The organism is Parathalassolituus penaei, from assembly GCF_026626885.1.
Lineage (GTDB): Bacteria > Pseudomonadota > Gammaproteobacteria > Pseudomonadales > Oceanobacteraceae > Oceanobacter > Oceanobacter penaei.
Genome location: NZ_JAPNOA010000029.1, coordinates 23,039 through 43,974 on the forward strand (window position 1 = coordinate 23,039; position 20,936 = coordinate 43,974).

The window sequence follows — 20,936 nt, forward strand, 5'->3', positions numbered from 1 at the left end:
CTTTTATAAAAGCGCAAGGTCTGCAGAAGAACAGACTAGGCGCGTTCCGAACGGCCAGACATTCGGGGCTGGTCAAACAAAGAACCTCGGGAGCGTATCTCAAAAAAGAGTCGGGAGCTGGCAGACGCCACGGGTTCCGGATCTCAGATCAGTCCTGCTTTGCGAACAAGATCAAGGACCTGTTCACAGACCTGTTCAATCGTCAGTACGGTACTGTCAATCAGAACGGCGTCGTCAGCAGGCTTGAGTGGAGCGACAGAACGGTTGCTGTCACGTTCATCGCGAGCACGGATGTCTTCGATAAGGGCGGGTAAACTAGCATCAAATCCCTTGTCAAGCAACTGTTGATAGCGTCGACGGCCACGCTCTTCAGCACTGGCGGTCAGAAACACCTTCACGGTGGCTTGTGGGAAAACCACGGTTCCCATATCCCGGCCATCGGCAATCACGCCCGGGCTGGTCTGGAAATCGCGTTGGCGCTGCAGCAACGCAGCACGTACCGCCGGCAAGGCGGCTACCTGGGAAGCCAGACTGCCCACTTCTTCGGTACGAATGGTGGTGGTGACATCCTCACCTTCGAGGATCACTTCCACACCGGTAGAACGTGGCACAAAATACACGTCCAGCGTCGCGGCAACATTGGCAACCGCGGCTTCATCATCCAGCGCAATCTGCTTGCGGGTGGCAGCCAGACCGGTGATGCGATACAGGGCACCACTGTCGAGCAACTGCCAGCCAAGCGACTCGGCCAGCAGGGCACAGACCGTGCCCTTGCCAGCGCCGGACGGACCGTCAATGGTGATAACGGGAGCCGTCAGATCAATCATGCTTCTTCCTGAACACTCAGTTGCAGACCGGCACCAGAAGCCAGTTCCACAAAGCCCGGGAAAGAAGTCGCCACGTTGGCGCAATCCAGAATACGAATCTGGGCACTGCCACGCAGGGACGCCATTGCAAAACTCATGGCAATACGGTGATCACCGTGACTTTCGATTTCGCCGCCACCAAAGGCACCGTTACCACCAAAGCCCTGGATGATCGCGCCATCGTGAGTACCTTCAGCTTTGACGCCGAGGATATTCAGGCCATCCACCATGGACTGGATACGGTCACTTTCTTTCACGCGCAGCTCTTCCGCACCGGTCAGTACGGTTTCGCCTTCGGCACAGGCCGCGGCAATAAACAGCGCCGGGAATTCGTCGATGGCCAGCGGTACCTGATCTTCAGGGATACGAATACCTTTCAGCTGGGCCGAACGGATACGGATGTCAGCCACCGGCTCACCACCCACTTCGCGTTCGTTCAGCAGCTCGATATTGCCACCCATGGCACGCAGGATGTTGATCACACCTACACGAGTCGGGTTGATACCCACGTGTTGCAGGGTGATATCAGAACCTGGAGCGATAGAAGCACCCACCATAAAGAACGCGGCAGATGAAATATCCGCTGGCACGTCGATGCTGGTTGCCGTCAGCTCACCACCAGACTTCAGGGTCACCTTGTTGCCTTCCACCTGAACGTCGTAACCAAAACCACGCAGCATACGCTCGGTGTGGTCACGGGTAGGTGCAGGTTCGGTAATGGAGGTTTCTCCGTCGGCGTAGAGACCAGCCAGCAGCACACAGCTCTTCACCTGGGCAGACGCCATCGGCAGATCGTAGTGGATGCCTTTCAGCGCACTACCGCCCTTGACGTGCAGTGGTGGACGGCCTGCTTCAGCAGTCTCGACAACCGCACCCATCAGGCGCAGAGGATCAGCCACACGGCCCATCGGACGCTTGCTCAGGGATTCATCACCCGTCATTTCCACATCAAATGCCTGACCCGCCATCAGGCCAGCCAGCAGACGCATGGAAGTACCGGAGTTACCCAGATACAGAGCATTTGGTGGTGCTTGCAGACCACGCAGACCTACACCGTGAATGGTCACACGACCACGGTGCGGACCTTCGATGACCACGCCCATGTCACGGAACGCTTGCAGGGTCGCCAGGCTGTCTTCGCCTTCCAGGAAACCGGACACTTCAGTCACGCCATTCGCCAGGGAGCCCAGCATGATGGAGCGGTGAGAAATGGACTTGTCACCCGGTACACGGAAAGTACCGGTCAGTGCCTGGCCGGGAGCAGCCAGATAAGCAATAGAACTGGTTTTCATAGGTTCCACAAAAGCCCGACGGGCCAGTATTTTTGTAAAATGATCACGTGCCGCCTTGGCGCGGGTCAACACCCCCATCATGGTGGTGGTGTCATTGCCAGCAATGGCCGCACGCAGGTATTGCAGATCCTTGTTAAAAAGATCCAGTGTTGCCAACAGGTGCTCTCGATTGGCTGAAAAAATGTCACGCCACATTTCCGGACTACTGGCGGCAATCCGGGTGAAATCACGAAAACCGCCAGCGGCGTAATTGAAGATTTCCTTGTTTTCGTGATTGTTGGCGAGAGTGTCCACCAGTGAATACGCCAACAAGTGTGGCAAATGACTGGTCGCCGCCAACACCTGGTCGTGGTGGGCAACGGTCATGGACTCTACATCCGCATCTACTGCCTGCCAGGCGCGAATCACCATACGCAATGCTGCCGGATCGGTATGCTCTTGCGGGGTAACAATCACCTTGTGGCGACAATAGAGATTTTCATCCGCAGCACTGACACCGCTGCGCTCGGAACCAGCAATCGGATGCCCCAGCACAAAACGGTTAAAGCCGGCGCCAAATACATCATCAACAGCTTCAGCAACCGCGCCTTTTACGGAGCCAACATCGGTCAGCACCGTACGCGGCCCGATACTGGCAGCAATGCTTTCCAGTACCGGACGAATGGCAAGAATCGGTACTGAAATAATCACCAGATCCGCATCGACCACTACTTCAGCAACCTGCTCGGACCAGTGATCGACAATACCCAGCGCCAGCGCTTCCTGCATGGAGTCGAGGTTGCGGTCAAAACCACTTACCTGCCCCACACAGCCACGGCTGCGTAAAGCCTTGACCCAGGAGCAACCAATCAGTCCCAGGCCAATGACCGCAATACGCGGAATAAAAAACGAAGATTCCTTGCTCAAAGCCGCTCCTGAACTCAAGCCAGAACCTTGGCCAGTGCTTTCAGGAAGGTACGGTTTTCGGCATCAGTACCAATCGATACACGCACGTATTGCGGCATACCGTAGTTGGCAATCGGACGCACAATCACACCTTCGCGCAGCAGCTTCTGGTAAACCTCAATACCGGTGACGGAATCCGGCACACGGAACGCTACGAAGTTACCAACGGACGGAATGTAGTCCAGACCCATTTCCGCAAATGCGGCGGTCAGCAGTGCCATACCATCACGGTTAGCCTTCACACTCATCTGCAGATAGGCTTCATCGCGCAGCGCTGCTACCGCACCCACCAGAGCGTAGGAGTTAACGTTAAACGGCGGACGCACACGATTCATGATGTCAGCCAGTTCAGGACTGGACACACCATAACCCACACGCAGCGACGCCAGGCCATAAACCTTGGAGAAGGTACGCGCCACGATCAGATTCGGGAATTGTGCCAGCAGCTCAACGCCATCCGGGTATTCCGCTTCTTCCACGAACTCGCAGTAGGCTTCATCCAGCACCACCACGACATTGGCCGGAACGGTCTGCATGAAGGTCAGGACTTCAGCGCGAGTATTCCAGGTACCGGTCGGGTTGCTCGGGTTGGTCAGGAACACCACACGGGTCTTGTCGGTAACGGCAGCCGCCATTGCGACCAGATCATGACCGAAATTCAGAGCTGGAACTTCAACCACAACGCCGCCCTTGGCGCGCGTCAGCAGGCTGTAGATAGAGAAAGCATGCTCGGACACCACCACTTCGTCGCCGTTATCAACAAACGCGCGCACAACGAAATCAAGAATGTCACTGGAGCCATTACCCAGGGTCAGTTGCGCCGGAGTCACGTTCAGACGGGAAGACAGTTCAGCCTTGAGAGCAAAACCGGCACCATCCGGGTAACGGGTCATCTCGGCCATTTCTTCGTTCATGGCTGCCTTGACCGCAGCACTTGGCCCCATCGGGTTTTCGTTACTGGCCAGCTTGACGATATCTTCTTCTTTCAGGCCCAGTTCACGAGCCAGTTCATCAATCGGCTTGCCTGGTTGATATGGTGACAAACCCCGAACACCGGGAACCGCCAGCTGCAGAAAATCCACGCTCATCACTTGTCTCTCACAATTCGAATCAAAAACCCAACCAGCCCGTGCGATCAGAGAACCGCTTTCGGGTAGGAGCCCAACAATTTGTAGTCCGCTACCTGATCCTGCAGACCTTGCAGCACCGGAGCGATCACAGCGTCTGCCGCGTGACCTTCAAAATCAATAAAAAACGCGTAATTCCAGGTACCGGTACGGGCCGGACGCGTTTCAATACGAGTCAGGCTGACACCCGCTTTGTGAAACGGCTCCAACACCTGATACAGGGCCCCAGGCTGGTTACGACTGGACACCATGATGGAGGTTTTGTCGTCGCCACTCGGCAGGGTTTCCAGCTTGCCAATAATCAGGAAGCGCGTGGTGTTGTCCGGACGATCTTCAATATTGGTATTGAGGATATGCATCTCGTACAGATCGGCCGCCACTTCACCGGCAATTGCAGCAGCACCCGGCTCCAGACTGGCACGACGGGCTGCTTCCGCATTGGAGCTGACCGCAACACGCTCAACATTCGGGTAATGTTTGTCGAGCCAGCGACGGCACTGCCCCAGCGACTGGGCGTGGGAAAAAATGCGCTCAACCGTGGCATCCTTGTCCTTCACCATCAGATGGTGATGGATACGCAGGGATACTTCGCCACAAATACGCAGGCCGGAATCAAAGAAGCTGTCGAGGGTGTGAGTGACCACACCCTCGGTGGAATTCTCGATGGGCACCACACCGAAATTGGCCGCGCCACTCTCCACTTCACGGAACACATCCGCGATGGAAACCTGGCTATGGCAATGCACGGCATGACCAAAATGTTTGACGGCTGCCTGCTGGGTAAAGGTGCCCTCAGGCCCCAGGAACGCCACGTTCAGGGGTTCCTCCAGTGCCAGACACTGGGACATGATTTCGCGGAACAGACGCGCCATGCCTTCGTTGGTCAGCGGGCCTTCATTACGCGCCATCACGTTACGCAATACCTGCGCTTCACGCTCCGGGCGATAGAAAACCACAACCTCACCGGGCTGGGCGTATTTCTGTTTAACTTCCGCAACCTGCTGGGCACAGCGGGCGCGCTGGTTAATCAGCTCCTGAATCTGACGGTCGATACTGTCAATGGAGTTACGGAGCTGTTCCAGTTCCTGAGCTTCACTCATAGGCAGCCTTGGGTAACAAATCCGGGTACTGGTCAGGCGACCAGCACCGGATACAAGTTGGATAACCTGAGGTCAGAGACCATCAGCCATTACGACGGGCGAAATCTGCCATGAAATCAATCAGGGCAGTTACCGCTTCCTCTGGTACTGCGTTGTAAATACTGGCGCGCATGCCACCCACACTGCGGTGACCCGCCAGGTTCAGCAGGCCCGCAGCCTCACTCTCTTGCAGGAACAGCTTGTCGAGCTTGCTGTCAGCCAGAGTGAACGGCACGTTCATGATGGAACGGTTGGCGATTGCGACCGGGTTGGCGTAGAAACCGCTGTTGTCGATGTAATCGTACAGACGTTTGGCCTTGCGATGGTTGATTTCAGCAATTGCATCCACACCACCGAGATCTTTCAGCCACTCGAACACCAGACCTGCCAGGTACCAGCTGTACGTTGGCGGGGTGTTGTACATGGAAGCGTTGTCCGCACACACCTTGTAATCGAACATGGTTGGCGTGCAGGCCTGGGCCTTGCCCAGCAGATCTTCACGAATGATCACCACACACAGACCCGCCGGGCCGATGTTTTTCTGGGCGCCAGCGTAGATCATGCCAAAACGGCTCACATCCAGCGGCTCAGCCAACAGCACGGACGAGAAGTCAGCGACCAGCGGCACGTCACCGGTGTCCGGAATGTAGTCAAACGCCACACCACCGATGGTTTCGTTCGGGCAGTAGTGAACGTAATCAGCATCCGGGCTCAGCACCAGTTCCGCCTGGGATGGTGCAGAGGAGAAGTTGTTGCTTTCGGTGCTGGCAGCAACCACGGCATTGCCGTAGCGCTTGGCTTCCTGCCAGGCCTTTTTGGACCACTGGCCAGTCACGATGTAATCAGCCTTGCCAGAGCCCGTCATCAGATTCAGCGGAATCATGGAGAACTGACTGCTGGCGCCCCCCTGCATGAACAACACCTTGTAGTTGTCCGGAATCGCCATCAGGTCACGCAGGTCCTGTTCGGCTTTATCACAGACGGCTACCACGTCCGCACTGCGATGGCTCATCTCCATGATGGAAAGGCCCTTGCCGTGCCAGTCGGCCAGTTCCAGGCCAGCTTTTTCGAGGACAGGGGTAGGCAGCGCGGCTGGGCCAGCGCAGAAGTTAAAGGCTCGTTTTGTAGACATCGGGGGCAAACGCTCTCGCACAGGATAATGCTGTGGGCCCGGACGTCAGACGCCGGGCCCGGTTTTTCCGTTACTCTTGTTCGTCGTCAGCGACTGGAGCTTGTGCTTCCGGGCTATCAGCTTCGGCAGCAGCGGCTTCCACCGGCGCTTCGGAACCTTCGATGACCTCGTCTTCGTCAGACTCAGCGTCACAGATACGTTCCAGACCAACCAGTTTTTCTTTTTCATCGACCTTGATCAGGGTAACGCCCTGGGTGTTACGACCCAGCAGGGAAACCTCACGAACACGGGTACGCACCAGCGTGCCCTGGTCACTGATCAACATCACTTCATCGTTTTCAAAGACCTGAACCGCACCCACCAGCTTGCCGTTACGATCATTGGTCACCATGGCGATAACGCCCTGGGTACCACGGCCCTTGGTCGGGAACTCGGTCACGTCGGTACGTTTGCCGTAACCACGTTCGGACGCCGTCAGAATGGCACCGCCCTCTTCCGGTACGATCAGGGCAATCACCGCCTGATCATCCCCCAGGGTAATACCACGCACACCACGGGCAGTACGGCCCATCGGACGCACACCACCAGTACCGTCCTCACCCTGACCTTCGTAGAAACGTACGGCCTTGCCAGCGTCGGAGATCAGCATGATGTCCTGGCTGCCATCGGTAATGGCAACACCCACCAGATGATCACCTTCGTCCAGTTCACACGCGATCAGACCACTGCTGCGTGGACGGGAGAACTGGTCGAGGCTGGTTTTCTTCACCACACCACGGGCAGTCGCCATAAACACATAACGGTCTTCGCGGTACTCAGGCACCGGCAGTACAGCGGTAATACGTTCGCCTTCAGACAGGCTCAGGACGTTCACAATCGGACGGCCCTTGGCGTTACGGCCCGCTTGTGGAATGTCGTATACAGTCAGCCAGAACACCTTGCCCATGTCGGTGAAACACAGCACGGTATCGTGGCTGTTGCACACCAGCAGGTGCTCAACAAAGTCTTCGTCTTTTACGGAAGTCGCGATCTTGCCTTTGCCACCACGACGCTGGGCCTGGTAGGCATCCATCGGCTGGGTCTTGGCATAACCACCGTGAGACAGGGTCAGTACCAGCTGCTCTTCCGGAATCAGGTCGGCCATGGTCAGGTCGAGACGGGTACCGATGATTTCGGTCTTGCGGTCGTCGCCGTATTCTTCACGAATGGCCACCAGCTCTTCGCGGATCACTTCCATCAGGCGCTCGGAGCTGCCCAGGATTTCCAGATACTCAGCGATTTCTTCCAGCTTCTGCTGGTATTCCTCGATCAGTTTTTCGTGTTCGAGACCGGTCAGTTTCTGCAAACGCAGATCCAGAATGGCCTGCGCCTGAACCGGCGACAGGTGGTAACGGCCATCACGGAAACCGTATTGCGGCTCCAGATCATCCGGACGGCAGGCGTCTTCACCGGCACGTTCCAGCATATCGAGCACATCACCCGGCTCCCACGGCATGGCAACCAGGGCATCCTTGGCTTCAGCGGCGTTGGCGGAGCGTTTGATCAGTTCGATCACCGGATCAATGTTGGCCAGCGCCAGCGCCAGACCTTCGAGAATATGGCCACGTTCGCGGGCTTTACGCAGATCGTAAATAGTGCGACGGGTAACCACTTCACGGCGGTGTTTGACGAACGCTTCCAGCAACTGCTTGAGGTTCAGGGTACGCGGCTGACCATCCACCAGTGCTACGGTGTTGATACCAAACACACCTTGCAGCTGGGTCTGGGCGAACAGGTTGTTCAGCACCACTTCCGGCATTTCGCCACGACGCAGTTCCACCACAATACGCATACCGTCCTTGTCGGACTCGTCGCGCAGCTCGGTGATACCTTCGATTTTCTTTTCTTTGACCAGCTCGGCGATCTTCTCGATCAGACGAGCCTTGTTCACCATGTACGGGATTTCGGTGAAGATGATGCTGACCTTGCCGTTGCGATCGTCTTCTTCGAAATGGTGACGGGCGCGCAGGTAAATACGGCCACGACCGGTGCGGTAGGCTTCGATAATGCCATCACGACCGTTGATGAAGGCTCCGGTCGGGAAATCCGGGCCCGGAATAAACTGCATCAGCTGATCAACATCCAGATCCGGATTGTCGATCAGAGCCAGACAGCCCGTCAGAACTTCGGTGAGGTTGTGTGGCGGAATGTTGGTCGCCATACCCACGGCGATACCGGAAGAACCGTTCACCAGCAGGTTGGGAACACGGGTCGGCAGCACATCCGGAATCTGCTCGGTGCCGTCGTAGTTTGGCACCCAGTCCACGGTTTCCTTGTCGATGTCGGCCAGCAGCTCATGGCTGATCTTGGCCATGCGGATTTCGGTATAACGCATGGCGGCAGCGGAGTCGCCGTCTACCGAACCGAAGTTACCCTGACCATCCACCAGCGTGTAACGCATGGAGAAGTCCTGCGCCATACGGACGATGGTGTCGTATACCGCGGAGTCACCGTGAGGGTGGTATTTACCGATCACGTCACCCACCACACGGGCGGATTTTTTGTAAGGCTTGTTCCAGTCGTTGCCGAGCACGTTCATGGCGTGCAGAACGCGGCGGTGTACAGGCTTGAGGCCGTCCCGGACATCCGGCAACGCCCGTCCGACGATAACACTCATGGCATAGTCGAGGTACGACTGCTGTAACTCATCCTCGATGTTGATCGGCAGTACTTCTTTGGCTAACTCACCCATAGATATTCATGATCCGTGCAAAGCGCTCACCCGTTACCGCGAAGCGGGGCGGGTTTTTGTAGGTTGCCAACTGCTGGCGATCCGGGAGACAAGCCCTGTTGAGGCGACTGGCCCGGCAACACAGGTTGCCAGCTCCATCGATTCCCCGGTGCCATCCTGCCAGGTCAGAAATACCCGGCGCAGCGTCCGTCAATAAAGCGCGCTAGCATAACACAAAACCTCGGGATACCTAGGCGGCAGCCTGCAAAACCGCGCCAGCGGCCTTCCAGAGGCCCTGACGCGGCACTCAGATGCAAGACCTCGGCAGCAACCACACGCTCAGGGTCGCTCTGCGCAAGCCGCTATTGGTATAATGGCATCTTTTGACAGCTCGCCTGGAGAACGCCCATGACAGCCCAACTGCGGATCAATCCCCGCTGGTTGCTGCCAATGACACCGGAAATGCCGGTCCTGGAGCAGCAGTCCGTGTTTATTGCGGACGGCCATATTGTCGCCATTGAAGATGCGTCTTCCACTCGTACCGCCGAACAGGTCATTGACCTGCCCGACCAGGCGCTGCTGCCCGGTTATATCAACGCCCACGGCCACGCCGCCATGACCCTGTTCCGCGGCATGGCCGACGATCTGCCATTGATGACCTGGCTGCAGGACCATATCTGGCCCGCCGAAGGCAAATGGGTGGATACCGACTTTGTGCGTCAGGGCACCGAGCTGGCGATTGCCGAGATGATCAGTACCGGCACGACCACGTTTGCCGACATGTATTTTTATCCGCAGGCAGTGGCCGACGCGGCGCTGCATTGCGGCATGCGCGCGGTGATTTTCACACCGATTCTCGACTTCCCGACCAACTACGCCCAGAGCGCCAACGATTACATCCAGAAAGCCCTGCTGACCCGTGATCACTACAAACACCAGCCATTGCTGACGTTTGGTCTGGGTCCACACGCCCCCTACACAGTGTCAGACAGCCCACTGCGCCAGATCCGTATTCTCGCTGATGAGCTGGATCTGCCGGTGCAGATCCACCTGCACGAAACTGCCTTCGAAGTAGAAGACTCACTGAACAAGCTGGGCAAACGCCCCCTCAAGCGTCTTGCTGACATTGGCTTCCTGACCGAACGGGTCAGCTGTGTGCATATGACCCAGATTGACGACGAAGACATCACACTGCTGCAACGCACTGGCGCCAGCGTCGTCCACTGCCCGGAATCCAACCTCAAGCTGGCGTCCGGTTTCTGCCCGGTGGATCGCCTGCAACAGGCTGGAGTACGTATTGCCCTTGGCACCGACGGCGCTGCCAGCAACAACGATCTCGATCTGCAAGGCGAAATGAAAACCGCAGCCCTGCTGGCCAAGGCGGTTGCCAGCAACGCCGCCGCCCTGCCCGCCCGCGAAGCCTTGTATATGGCCACCATGGGTGGTGCCCGTGCATTGGGCATCAACGAGCGCACCGGTTCGATTGAAGTGGGCAAACTGGCCGACCTGCAAGCCGTTGATTTGTCGCAACTGCCACAACAGCCGCTGTATGATCCGGCCTCCCAACTGGTATATACCAGCAGCAGCCGTCAGGTCCGCCATGTCTGGATTGGTGGTCAGCACCTGCTGGATAACGGTCGCCTGACCCGTCAGGACCCAGAGCGCCTGACCGAAATTGCCCGTTTGTGGCAAACCCGAATTCGTCCTAATTGAACGCACGACTGGAAACAGGAATCCCCATGAGCACACGCGCAACCCCGAACGTCGACGCTGCTGAAATTGCCAAGTTTGAAGCGCTGGCCAGCCGTTGGTGGGACCCGGAAAGCGAGTTCAAACCGCTGCACGAAATCAATCCGCTGCGAGTCAATTACATCGATGAACATGCCCACCTGGCGGGCAAGAAGGTCATCGACGTTGGCTGTGGTGGTGGTCTGCTGAGTGAAGCCATGGCCCTGCGTGGTGCCAACGTCACCGGCATCGATATGGGTGAAGCACCGCTGAACGTGGCACGCCTGCACGCTCTGGAGTCCGGCGTCAGCATCCATTACGAACAGATTCCGGTGGAAGAAATGGCGGCCCGTGAAGCCGGCCAGTACGACGTAGTGACCTGTCTGGAAATGCTCGAACACGTACCAGACCCAGCTTCGATTATTCGCGCCTGCGCTACCCTGGTAAAACCGGGCGGCAAGGTGTTTTTCTCGACGTTGAACCGTAATCCGAAAGCCTACGCTTTTGCGATTATTGGCGCCGAATACCTGATGCGCCTGCTGCCAGCTGGCACTCACGACTTCAGCAAGTTCATCAAACCCAGCGAAATGACGCGCTGGTGCCGTGCCAGTGGCCTGCAAGTCAACGCCATGACCGGCCTGCAGTACAACCCGCTGTTCAAGACCTATCAGCTGAAAGATCACGATGTCAGCGTAAATTATCTGGTTGCCACTGAACGCCCGGTAGAAGACGCATGAGCCAAGCCGCCGACAGCCCAAACACCGAAGCGGCCAGCGCTCCTGGCCCACGCGCCATCCTGTTTGATCTCGATGGCACCCTGCTCGACAGCGCCCCCGACTTTTATGAAGTCGTGAACAGCCTGCGTCGTCAGGACGGCCTGAGCGAATTACCAACCGCACAAATCCGCGAACAGGTCAGCAACGGCGGTGCCGCCCTGACCTGCCTGACCTGGAATATCCAGCGTGATGATCCGGTATTTGACAAACTGCGCGTGCGTTTTCTCGACCATTACCGCCATTACGTTGGCAGCGCCAGCCGCCTGTTCCCGGGCTTTACTGCGGTACTGGCCGAGCTGGAATTACTCGGCATCCAATGGGGTATTGTGACCAACAAACCTCGCCGTTTTACCGAGCCATTGCTGGCCAAACTGGGCATCAACGCGCCAGTCGTGATCTGTGCCGATGACGTCCCGAATGCCAAACCGGCACCGGACGCCCTGTTGCTGGCCGCCAGCAAACTCGATCTGGAACCACAGCAATGCTGGTACGTGGGTGATCATATCCGCGACATCGATGCCGCTCGCAACGCCAGTATGTTCAGTATTGCCGCGCTGTTCGGTTACATCGAAAGCAGCGACGACCCGGCCAGCTGGAATGCCGATGCCAGCATCCAGCGTCCGGACCAGTTACTCACCCTGTTACAACAGGCCTGAATCAAGGATTACCCATGACCAACCCTCTGAGCCTGCAAGGCCGACACATTCTGGTTACCGGTGGTGGCTACGGCATTGGCCGTGAAGCAGCCCTCACCTACGCCCGTGCTGGCGCTACCGTGTTGCTGCTGGGTCGCACCGAACAAGCCCTGAACGACACCTACGACATGATTGAAGCGGAAGGCCTGCCACAGGCAGCGGTGATTCCGTTTGATCTGGAAAACAGCCAGGAAGACACCTACCGCCAGCTGGCGGCCGTGATCGACGCCAACTTCGATCATCTGGATGGCCTGCTGCTGAATGCCGGTGTCCTCGGCCAGCGCACCATGCTGGATAACTACCACTGGGAAACCTGGCAGAAGGTTATGCAGATCAACGTCAACAGCCAGTTCCTGTTGTGCAAACATCTGCTGCCATTACTGCAAAAAGCCCCGGCCGATGCTTCTATCCTGTTCACCACCAGCACGGTTGGCCGCGAAGGCCGTGCATTCTGGGGTGCTTATGCGGTGTCCAAGTTCGCCATCGAAGGCATGATGCAAACACTGGCAGCCGAACTGGAGAACATCAGCCGCATCCGTGTGAACGCCATCAACCCGGGCGCCACCCGCACCGCCATGCGTGCCGCTGCCTACCCGGCAGAAAACCCGATGTCGGTTACCGAAGCCTCTGCCATCATGCCGCTGTATCTGCACCTGATGAGCCCGGAATCGGAGGGGGTTCACGGTCGTAGCCTCGATGCCCAGGGCGATAACGCTTACCTCACCAGCGAGTTTGTGGACTGACAACCACTCAATCCCGGCCAGCACTGGCCGGGATTTCAAGCGGGATGTTTCAATCGAGCTCCGATACATCCTTCAGCAATGCGATGGCTCGCCTGATCTTCTCGCTCGACCCAAGCTCACTCAGATGCTGATCCGTCAAGCACACCCACTCATCCCAGGACTCCGGCGAAAACTGCAGTATTTCCGCACCATCCAATGGTTTGTTATTCGCATCCAGCAACACTGACTTGACCTCATAAATGCTGTCCTGTGGGTTATCTGCAAACCAATGGACGCCCAAAAAGACCGAGTCCCCAGACACAACATCATGGCGATCAAACTCCAGATATAAAACGTCTTCGATCGGCGGTACTCCTTTGGCGCTCACAAACTCCAGACGCACACGATCTACCAGCCTCTCGCCGTCATTGGCAACGATGGTCTGTACCGTTGCCTTTGGGGATGGCACCTTGGTTGCAGCCCGCAGGCGACGAATTGGTCCAGACATAACAACTCTCCTGTTGTGACAATTGGGAAACCATTGTCACCCGTTCTGCTGCCTCTCCTCATATCCCAACTGGTATAAAAAACAGCGGCAAATTTCCGCCACAGAAACTCCAGGAAAGACGTCAAATTTCCGATCAGCCAACACAACAACTAAAACCGTTTGCCGTCATTTTTTCAAAGCGGCAACGCCTCGTTGCCGCTTGCCGCCGCTCAAATAGTTTCAACCCATTGATATATATAGATAAACCATGCAACAACATAAATGGCACAGTTCTGGCTTGATTACCGCTGTCCTGAATTAACGGCAATGAGGTGGTGAATGGTGAGCCCATTACACAACAGCGGCCAGGCTGAACTGCGAGACGACAAGGTCATTGCGCCATTTGGCGAACTGGCTATCAAACCGGATATCCGTCCGGATCTGTTATTCCGGCTGTCTGCCCGCCTGCAAACAACGCTGGACCTGTCGCAGCTGCTGGAAATTTTCTGCAAGGAAATCCAGCACTCGGTTCTGATTGATGGTCTGAGTTACCGGGTTCGCGACCGGGATATTCACATCAGCATGGGGCGCAGCAGCACCCACAGCGTGACCTATGATCTGAATACCCGCAATGACCGCATTGGGGAACTCAGCTTTTATCGTGCCAGTCGTTTCCGCGAATACGAGTTGGCCAATCTGGAAGGATTACTGAGTACGCTGGTGTACCCGTTGCGTAATGCCCTGCATTATCGCGAAGCGCTGGACGCCTCGTTCCGGGACCCATTAACCGGTGCTGGCAATCGGGTGGCACTGGATCGCACCCTCGATCGAGAGGTGGAGCTGGCACATCGTCATGAAATGGCGCTGTCGATCCTGATGCTCGATCTGGATCACTTCAAGAATATCAACGACCGTTACGGACATCACACCGGTGATCAGGTGTTACGGGAAACCGTCGGAGCGATCACCGACAGCATTCGTCAGACCGATATCTGCTTCCGCTACGGTGGTGAAGAGTTTCTGATTCTGCTCAGCAACGCCAATCAGGATGACGCACTGGTGGTAGCGGAACGCATCCGGCGAGCGGTAGCGCTGGTATCGGTGAGTTATCTGGATCAGGTGATTCATCCGGCGGCCAGTATTGGCTGTGCCAGCCTGACCTTTACCGACTCCCGTCAGAGCCTGGTGCACCGCGCCGATCTGGCACTTTATACCGCCAAAGGTCTGGGACGAAATCGGGTAGTGGGCGAAGCCATTCTGGTCAGCTGCCCGGTTGAACAGTCGGAACTGGATGCGATGGAAAACAACACCACAGAACCCGACGTGCAGGCCAACTAGACGGTCACGAAAAACCCTGCACCAACCGGTACAGGGCTTCCCGAGAGCCGCTGTTCGACTTAACGAATGGCGGCGATACCAACCGCTGCACGCACCTGTTCCATCAGCGGAGCACTAATGGTGCGAGCCTTGGCAGCACCGGCTTGCAGACGATCTTCGATATCCTGCGGGCGCGCCAGCAGGTCGTTGTAGGCTTCACGGGCTTCGGCCAGTTCAGCATTGATCAATGCAAACAGCTGCTTCTTGGCATCACCCCAGCCAATACCATCAGCAAAGGCCTGACGCATTTCGGCAGTTTGCTCGGCGGTTGCGAAGGCTTTCCAGATCTGGAACACAGTTGAATCGTCCGGATCTTTTGGCTCGCCCGGTTCCAGCAGGTTGGTCTTGATCTTGTTGATGTGTTTCTGCAGTTGTTTTTCTGGCAGGAACAGCGGAATGGTGTTGCCGTAGCTCTTGGACATCTTGCGACCATCCAGACCTTGCAGCACAGCTACGTTATCGTCCACCACAAACTCCGGCAGGGTCAGCATTGGCTGGCCGTTGTTGTAGATGTGGTTAAAACGCTGCGCCATGTCACGAGCCATTTCCACGTGCTGGATCTGGTCACGACCCACTGGCACCTTGTTGGCAGAGAACATCAGGATGTCGGCAGCCATCAGCACCGGGTAAGAGAACAGACCCATGGTAATGGCCTTGTCCTGATCCTCGCCTTCTGCCACGTTGGCATCCACAGAGGCCTTGTAGGCGTGAGCACGGTTCATCAGACCCTTGGCGCACACACAGCTGAGAATCCAGCACAGTTCAGTGATTTGCGGGATGTCGGACTGACGGTAGAAAAACGCCTTGTCGGTATCCAGACCCAGAGCCAGCCAGGTTGCAGCGATTTCACGGGTAGACTGTTTGACGGCTGCCGGGTCCTGACACTTGATCAGGGCGTGGTAGTCAGCCAGAAAGTAGAAGGATTCGGTGTCGCTGCTGCGGCTTGCGGCAATCGCCGGGCGAATGGCACCCACGTAGTTACCGAGGTGGGGTGTACCGGTGGTGGTAATACCGGTCAGAACGCGCTGAATACTCATGACAGTTCCCGTCAGACATGATCATAAAGCGGGCAATCATACCGGTTTTGGCGTGACCTGCCAGCCTTGCACCGGCGGCCACACCATCAGGAGCGGGAACCTGACGCTTATTCGACGATAAAACCGGAGGCGTCACCGACGCCCTGACGTACCAGCACCGGTACATCGTCGGTCATATCAATCACGGTCGTAGCTTCAAAACCGCAGTAACCACCATCCACAATCAGATCGAGCTGATTTTCCAGCGACTGGCGAATATCGTACGGGTCGGACAGCGGCAGCTCGTCACCCGGCATGATCAGCGAGCTGGTCATCAACGGCTCACCCATTTCTTCCAGCAGCGCCATGGCAATGGCATTGGCGGGCACACGAATACCGATGGTGCGTTTTTTCGGGTGCATCAGCAGCCGCGGCACTTCACGGGTTGCTTCGAGAATAAAGGTGAAGGCCCCCGGAGTATGGGCTTTTAACAAACGGTACTGGCTGTTGCTGACCTTGGCGAAGGTCGACAATTCCGAGAAATCCCGGCACAGCAGGGTGTAATTGTGTTTGGGCCCCAGCTGGCGCAAACGCTCTACCCGCTCGGTGGCTTTTTTATCACCAATCCGGCACGCAAAGGCGTAGGCACAATCGGTCGGGATTACTGCCAGTCCGCCCTGACGAAGAATATCGGCGGCCTGTTTGATCAGGCGCGCTTGCGGATTTTCGGGGTGAATCTGGAAAAACTGGCTCACGTTGGATCCTATAGCAGCCTGCAGCTGCACTCAGCGTAAGAAGATCTGTCGGTACAGCCGCCGCTGCTACCGCCAGTCGGAGTCAGGCTTGTGGTCGCCACAGCGACCAAACGGGTCGAACATCTGCCGGAAACGCCGGCATCACGCCCAACTCCAGTCCATAACGATTGGGGCCATGATAGTCACTGCCACAGGAGCCATACAAATGGAACTCCCGACACAGATCTGCCATCTGGTTTCTCTGCCCATTGTCCATCTGACCGTAGGCAACTTCGAGCCCTATCCCGCCTGCCTCACGAAAATCACTGATGCACGCACGCAACTTGGTGCGAGTCATCTTGTACATATGGGCGTGTGCCAGCACCGGAATACCACCTCCGGCACGTACCCAACGCGCGGCTTCAACCAGCGTTGGCCAGCCGGTCTTGACGTCACCGACCTTGCCCGCGCCCAGATATTTGCTAAATGCGACGGCCATCGAAGGCACCAGCTGACGTTCCACCATATAACGGGCAAAATGTGGCCGACCGACCTGCTCGGCGCGACCACCAGCCAGATCAACAATGTCGGCAAACGGAATGTCATGACGCAGGCGTTTGCTGACCCGTTCGGCAATCAGCTTGCCGCGTTCAGCCCGTACCTGATTCTGATGCTGCTCAGCACCACGCATGGCGTCGCTGTCCGGATCAAAGTTCAGACCGACCATGTGGACGGACACTCCGCCCCACACGGTTGACAGCTCAATGCCGGAAATCAGGCGGACACCTTTGGCTGCTGCAGCCTCACGCCCCTGACGGAACCCGTCGACGGTATCGTGGTCGGTAATGGCCAAAGTACGGATTCCCCGTTCAGCCGCCCGATCAATCAGCTCAGCCGCAGGAAAGTGCCCATCAGAGGCAGTGGAATGGCAATGCAGATCAATATCGGAGTTCACGTGGACGCCCTGTTTTGGTTCGGCCATAATCCCGCCATTGTAATGGTTCAAAGACGCACAAGCGAATGAAGCTGATTCTTGATTTCCTGCCCATAGTGGTGTTTTTCCTGGTTTACAAGTTTGCACCCCAGCTGGTGCCTATGCTTGAACCCATGCTCAGTGCTGAGCAATACAGCAGCGTGGCCGCCATGCAACCGATCATTCTGGCCACTGCGGTGCTGATCCCGGCGACGATTTTGCAGATCCTCTATGCTCGTATCAGTACCGGCAAAGTGGAAACCATGCATCTGGTGACCCTCGCCCTCGTGGTTGTTATGGGTGGTGCCACCGTAATCCTGCAAGACAAGACCTTTATCCAGTGGAAACCGACCGTGGTGAACTGGCTGTTTGCTGCCGGTTTCTTCGGAACCTGGCTGATCACCGGCAAAACCGTGCTGGAACGTATGATGGGGCAGAACCTGATGCTGCCTGCGAAAGTATGGGTACAACTGAATCATGCCTGGACCGCGTATTTTGTGGTCAGCGGTGTAGCCAACCTGCTGGTGGCTTACAACTTTTCAGAGGAAATCTGGGTCAACTTCAAACTGTTTGGCCTGCTGGGACTGACCGTGCTGTTTGTACTGGCACAGTCTGTTTTCCTGTACCGTCATATTAATCCGGATAATCACGAGGAACGCTAAACCATGTGGTACGCAATCATGAGTCAGGACGCCCCTGGCACCCTGGAAACCCGTCTGGCAGTTCGTCCGGCTCACCTTGAGCGACTGAAAGCTCTGGCAGATGCCGGTCGCCTGCTGATTGCTGGCCCACACCCGGCCATCGACAGTGAAGATCCGGGCAGTGCCGGTTTTACTGGCAGCCTGGTGGTTGCCGAATTTGCCTCCCTTGACGACGCCCGTGCCTGGGCCGATGCCGATCCATATCTGGAAGCTGGTGTTTACGAACAGGTTGTGGTCAAACCCTACAAAAAAGTACTGCCCTGAGCCCAAGGTTCAGTTCTGGAGTCCGTTGTGAAATTTCTGATCCCTGTGCTGGCATGTGTTGCCCTGGCTGGCCCAGTAATGGCCGCCCCTGAAAACGCAGCTCCCCCGGCGGGTGAAACACGTTACGTTACCGATACCGTCTGGGTGCAACTGCGCACTGGCCCAAGCAGCCAGTACCGTATCCTGCAAACCCTGAAAACCGGTGACCGCATCACCATGCTGGAAGAAGACAAGGCCCGTGGTTTTACCCGTGTTCGCAGCGACAAAGGCAACGAAGGCTGGGTGTTATCGCAGTTCATCACCAACACCATTCCTCGCTCTGGTGCCAATGCCTCGGCAGAAATTGGTGCCCGTCTGACCGAAACCGAAACCAGACTGGCGGACATCACCAAAGAATACGAAGCCTTCAAGACTGCTGCTGCTGCAACCGCAGCAGAACTGGAACAGCTCAAGGCCTTGTCAGGCAACGTCGTTGCAATCGACGACAAGAACAAGAAGCTGACCATGACCAACCAGGAGCTGGAAATCCAGGTCGAGGCACTGCGCACCGAAAACCAGCGTCTGCGTGAAGATGGCAAAACCAACTTCATGATTTACGGTGGTGGTCTGATTCTGGTGGGTATTTTTGCGGGCATGGTGATTCCATCCATGCGTGGACGTCAACGTTCTTCCGGCTGGGTCTGATGACCCGGACGGCCATTGCAGGAGCAACTCGATGAAACTGGCAGGATTTGCATATGTACTGATGGCTGGACTGGCGACCTTCAGCCCGCTCAGCCAGGCTGAACCGGTACTGGTTCGGCTGGAAACCAATATGGGGAATATCGATCTGTCTCTGGATCGCGACAAGGCTCCGGTCAGCGTCGACAACTTTCTGACCTATGTAAAAAGTGACCAGTACAACCAGACCCTGTTTCACCGGGTAATTGCCGGTTTCATGATTCAGGGCGGCGGTTACGACACCAACATGCGCCAGAAAGCCACGTTACCTCCGATCAAGAACGAAGCGGATAACGGTTTGAGCAATCTGCGTGGCACCATTGCCATGGCCCGCACCAGCAATCCGAACAGTGCTACCAGCCAGTTTTTCATCAACGTGGTCGATAACCGTTTTCTGGATCACGGCACCCGTGACTTCGGTTACGCGGTGTTTGGCAAGGTAACATCCGGAATGGATGTAGTAGATGCCATTGCCGGCGTGCAAACCCGCCCAGGTGACCAGCCGGTCAAACCTGTGGTCCTGAAACATGTTCAGGTGCTTACAGAAGCCACCACAGCAACACCGGCAAAGTAACAAACGACATCAGTGTCGACATCACGACGAGACCGGCGACCGCCTCAGGCTGGCGCCGGTAACGTTCCGCAAACAGGTAATTGAATACCGCCACCGGCATCGACGCCTGTAACAGCACCACTCCCCGCTCACTGCCTTCCAGGCCCAGCAACGCACAAGCTGCCAGACCGGCCAGCAATCCACCACCAATTCGTAAAGCACTGTACAGCAGCGCCTGTCGCCATTGATTCACTTTCAGCCGCGCCAGCGATACACCCAAGGCCAGCAACATCAGTGGAATCGCCATACCACCCAATAAGCGCACCGAGTTGGCAACCGGCACCGGCAAATGCCATTCCTGCCACAGCATCACAATCGCCAGCAGCACCACATACAACATGGGCATCCGCGCTACGGCTCCCAGACCACCGGCCTCCTTGCCGCCCGCCATCAGGGTTGCGACCGGAAAATGGGCAATCGACAGCACCATAAAAAATGCCAGCCCAAGTGCCAGACCGTGATCGCCAAAGGCCAGCATACAAATCGGCAGACCCATATTGCCGACGTTGGGAAACACGAACGATGGCAAATAGGCGCGCACATCCTGCCCCAGCAAACGCGGCACCATAACGCCCAGCGCCGTCATCACCACTGCGACCAGTACACAGGCCATCGCCGTACGCTTGAAGGCTTCGAAGTCCAGCTGCACGGAACTCAGGGTGCTGAGCATCAGACAGGGTGCACCGATGTTGATAACCAGGCGCGAGACGAATTCCGCGTCAAAGGCATAACCTTTACGCGCCCAGAAAAAACCGGCCGTGGCACAAATCAGCACCGGAGCCATGATGGAGAAGATGTTATATAGCATGCGCCAATTGTAGGGGCTCACCGACAGAAAGTCGTGAGTGATAGCTGAGCCATTACTCTCTGCCATGGAAGGCTATGTTTCCGCTTTTATCAGCGCTCCAGCCAGAACCGG

Annotated in this window: 20 protein-coding genes; 9 read left to right on the plus strand and 11 right to left on the minus strand. The window is 56.7% G+C overall.

From position 1 onward, the window contains the following. Positions 1–143: 143 nt before the first annotated feature. From cmk to gyrA, 6 genes are all read right to left on the minus strand, one after another. On the minus strand, positions 144–827 hold the full coding sequence (cmk, locus tag OUO13_RS11490; RefSeq protein ID WP_283174032.1) for a (d)CMP kinase: 684 nt from the start codon (positions 825–827) through the stop codon (positions 144–146). Further along, positions 824–3,064 (minus strand): bifunctional prephenate dehydrogenase/3-phosphoshikimate 1-carboxyvinyltransferase, encoded by a 2,241-nt coding sequence (locus OUO13_RS11495; protein ID WP_283174033.1) that lies wholly within the window; start codon positions 3,062–3,064, stop codon positions 824–826. Before OUO13_RS11495 ends, cmk begins: the two co-directional genes overlap by 4 nt. Positions 3,065–3,078: 14 nt before the next feature. Next, positions 3,079–4,191, minus strand: coding sequence for a histidinol-phosphate transaminase (gene hisC, locus OUO13_RS11500; protein WP_283174034.1), 1,113 nt, complete (start codon positions 4,189–4,191; stop codon positions 3,079–3,081). 47 nt (positions 4,192–4,238) lie between these two features. Then, on the minus strand, positions 4,239–5,330 hold the full coding sequence (gene pheA, locus OUO13_RS11505; RefSeq protein WP_283174035.1) for a prephenate dehydratase: 1,092 nt from the start codon (positions 5,328–5,330) through the stop codon (positions 4,239–4,241). Between the two features lie 82 nt (positions 5,331–5,412). Beyond that, a complete protein-coding gene (serC, locus tag OUO13_RS11510) occupies positions 5,413–6,501 on the minus strand; it encodes a 3-phosphoserine/phosphohydroxythreonine transaminase (RefSeq protein ID WP_283174036.1) in 1,089 nt (362 codons plus the stop codon). Between the two features lie 70 nt (positions 6,502–6,571). Beyond that, positions 6,572–9,232 (minus strand): DNA gyrase subunit A, encoded by a 2,661-nt coding sequence (gyrA, locus tag OUO13_RS11515; RefSeq protein WP_283174037.1) that lies wholly within the window; start codon positions 9,230–9,232, stop codon positions 6,572–6,574. Between the two features lie 387 nt (positions 9,233–9,619). Between gyrA and OUO13_RS11520 the strand changes: the two genes are divergently transcribed. From OUO13_RS11520 to OUO13_RS11535, 4 genes are read left to right on the plus strand one after another with little or no spacing between them, the layout of a single operon-like run. Beyond that, complete coding sequence (locus OUO13_RS11520; RefSeq protein WP_283174038.1) at positions 9,620–10,924, plus strand: TRZ/ATZ family hydrolase; 1,305 nt, start codon at positions 9,620–9,622, stop codon at positions 10,922–10,924. 26 nt (positions 10,925–10,950) lie between these two features. Then, positions 10,951–11,676 carry a bifunctional 2-polyprenyl-6-hydroxyphenol methylase/3-demethylubiquinol 3-O-methyltransferase UbiG gene (gene ubiG, locus OUO13_RS11525; RefSeq protein WP_283174039.1) on the plus strand — a complete coding sequence of 242 codons (726 nt, stop codon included), beginning with the start codon at positions 10,951–10,953 and terminating at the stop codon, positions 11,674–11,676. Then, positions 11,673–12,371, plus strand: coding sequence for an HAD-IA family hydrolase (locus OUO13_RS11530; protein WP_283174040.1), 699 nt, complete (start codon positions 11,673–11,675; stop codon positions 12,369–12,371). The genes ubiG and OUO13_RS11530 overlap by 4 nt, the downstream gene beginning before the upstream one ends. Positions 12,372–12,385: 14 nt before the next feature. After that, the gene (locus tag OUO13_RS11535) at positions 12,386–13,153 is read left to right on the plus strand and encodes a YciK family oxidoreductase (protein ID WP_283174041.1); all 768 of its coding nucleotides are present in this window, start codon (positions 12,386–12,388) and stop codon (positions 13,151–13,153) included. Between the two features lie 49 nt (positions 13,154–13,202). Here OUO13_RS11535 and OUO13_RS11540 read toward each other — a convergent pair whose 3' ends face one another. Beyond that, positions 13,203–13,640, minus strand: a complete 438-nt coding sequence (locus tag OUO13_RS11540; RefSeq protein WP_283174042.1) for a hypothetical protein — start codon at positions 13,638–13,640, stop codon at positions 13,203–13,205. A 318-nt stretch (positions 13,641–13,958) separates the two neighbouring features. On the opposite strand from OUO13_RS11540, the gene OUO13_RS11545 reads away from it, so the two are divergent. Further along, positions 13,959–14,957, plus strand: coding sequence for a GGDEF domain-containing protein (locus OUO13_RS11545; protein WP_283174043.1), 999 nt, complete (start codon positions 13,959–13,961; stop codon positions 14,955–14,957). A 59-nt stretch (positions 14,958–15,016) separates the two neighbouring features. Here the strand turns inward: OUO13_RS11545 and OUO13_RS11550 are convergent, their stop codons facing one another. The 3 genes from OUO13_RS11550 to OUO13_RS11560 form a co-directional block, all read right to left on the minus strand. Beyond that, the gene (locus OUO13_RS11550) at positions 15,017–16,033 is read right to left on the minus strand and encodes a tryptophan--tRNA ligase (protein ID WP_283174044.1); all 1,017 of its coding nucleotides are present in this window, start codon (positions 16,031–16,033) and stop codon (positions 15,017–15,019) included. Positions 16,034–16,140: 107 nt separating this feature from the next. Continuing rightward, a complete protein-coding gene (locus OUO13_RS11555; RefSeq protein ID WP_283174045.1) occupies positions 16,141–16,767 on the minus strand; it encodes an L-threonylcarbamoyladenylate synthase in 627 nt (208 codons plus the stop codon). A gap of 82 nt (positions 16,768–16,849) precedes the next feature. Next, positions 16,850–17,728: a PHP domain-containing protein gene (locus OUO13_RS11560; protein ID WP_283174046.1), complete on the minus strand. Its 879-nt coding sequence runs from the start codon at positions 17,726–17,728 to the stop codon at positions 16,850–16,852. Positions 17,729–17,766: 38 nt separating this feature from the next. On the opposite strand from OUO13_RS11560, the gene OUO13_RS11565 reads away from it, so the two are divergent. From OUO13_RS11565 to OUO13_RS11580, 4 genes are read left to right on the plus strand one after another with little or no spacing between them, the layout of a single operon-like run. Beyond that, complete coding sequence (locus OUO13_RS11565) at positions 17,767–18,381, plus strand: septation protein A (RefSeq protein WP_283174047.1); 615 nt, start codon at positions 17,767–17,769, stop codon at positions 18,379–18,381. A 3-nt stretch (positions 18,382–18,384) separates the two neighbouring features. Next, on the plus strand, positions 18,385–18,684 hold the full coding sequence (locus OUO13_RS11570; protein WP_283174048.1) for a YciI family protein: 300 nt from the start codon (positions 18,385–18,387) through the stop codon (positions 18,682–18,684). A gap of 27 nt (positions 18,685–18,711) precedes the next feature. Then, complete coding sequence (locus OUO13_RS11575; RefSeq protein ID WP_283174049.1) at positions 18,712–19,368, plus strand: TIGR04211 family SH3 domain-containing protein; 657 nt, start codon at positions 18,712–18,714, stop codon at positions 19,366–19,368. Between the two features lie 31 nt (positions 19,369–19,399). Continuing rightward, positions 19,400–19,978, plus strand: a complete 579-nt coding sequence (locus OUO13_RS11580) for a peptidylprolyl isomerase (RefSeq protein ID WP_428982335.1) — start codon at positions 19,400–19,402, stop codon at positions 19,976–19,978. Here the strand turns inward: OUO13_RS11580 and OUO13_RS11585 are convergent. Beyond that, positions 19,944–20,825, minus strand: a complete 882-nt coding sequence (locus tag OUO13_RS11585) for an AEC family transporter (RefSeq protein WP_283174050.1) — start codon at positions 20,823–20,825, stop codon at positions 19,944–19,946. The two genes, OUO13_RS11580 and OUO13_RS11585, sit on opposite strands and share 35 nt — an antisense overlap. Positions 20,826–20,936 lie beyond the last annotated feature (111 nt).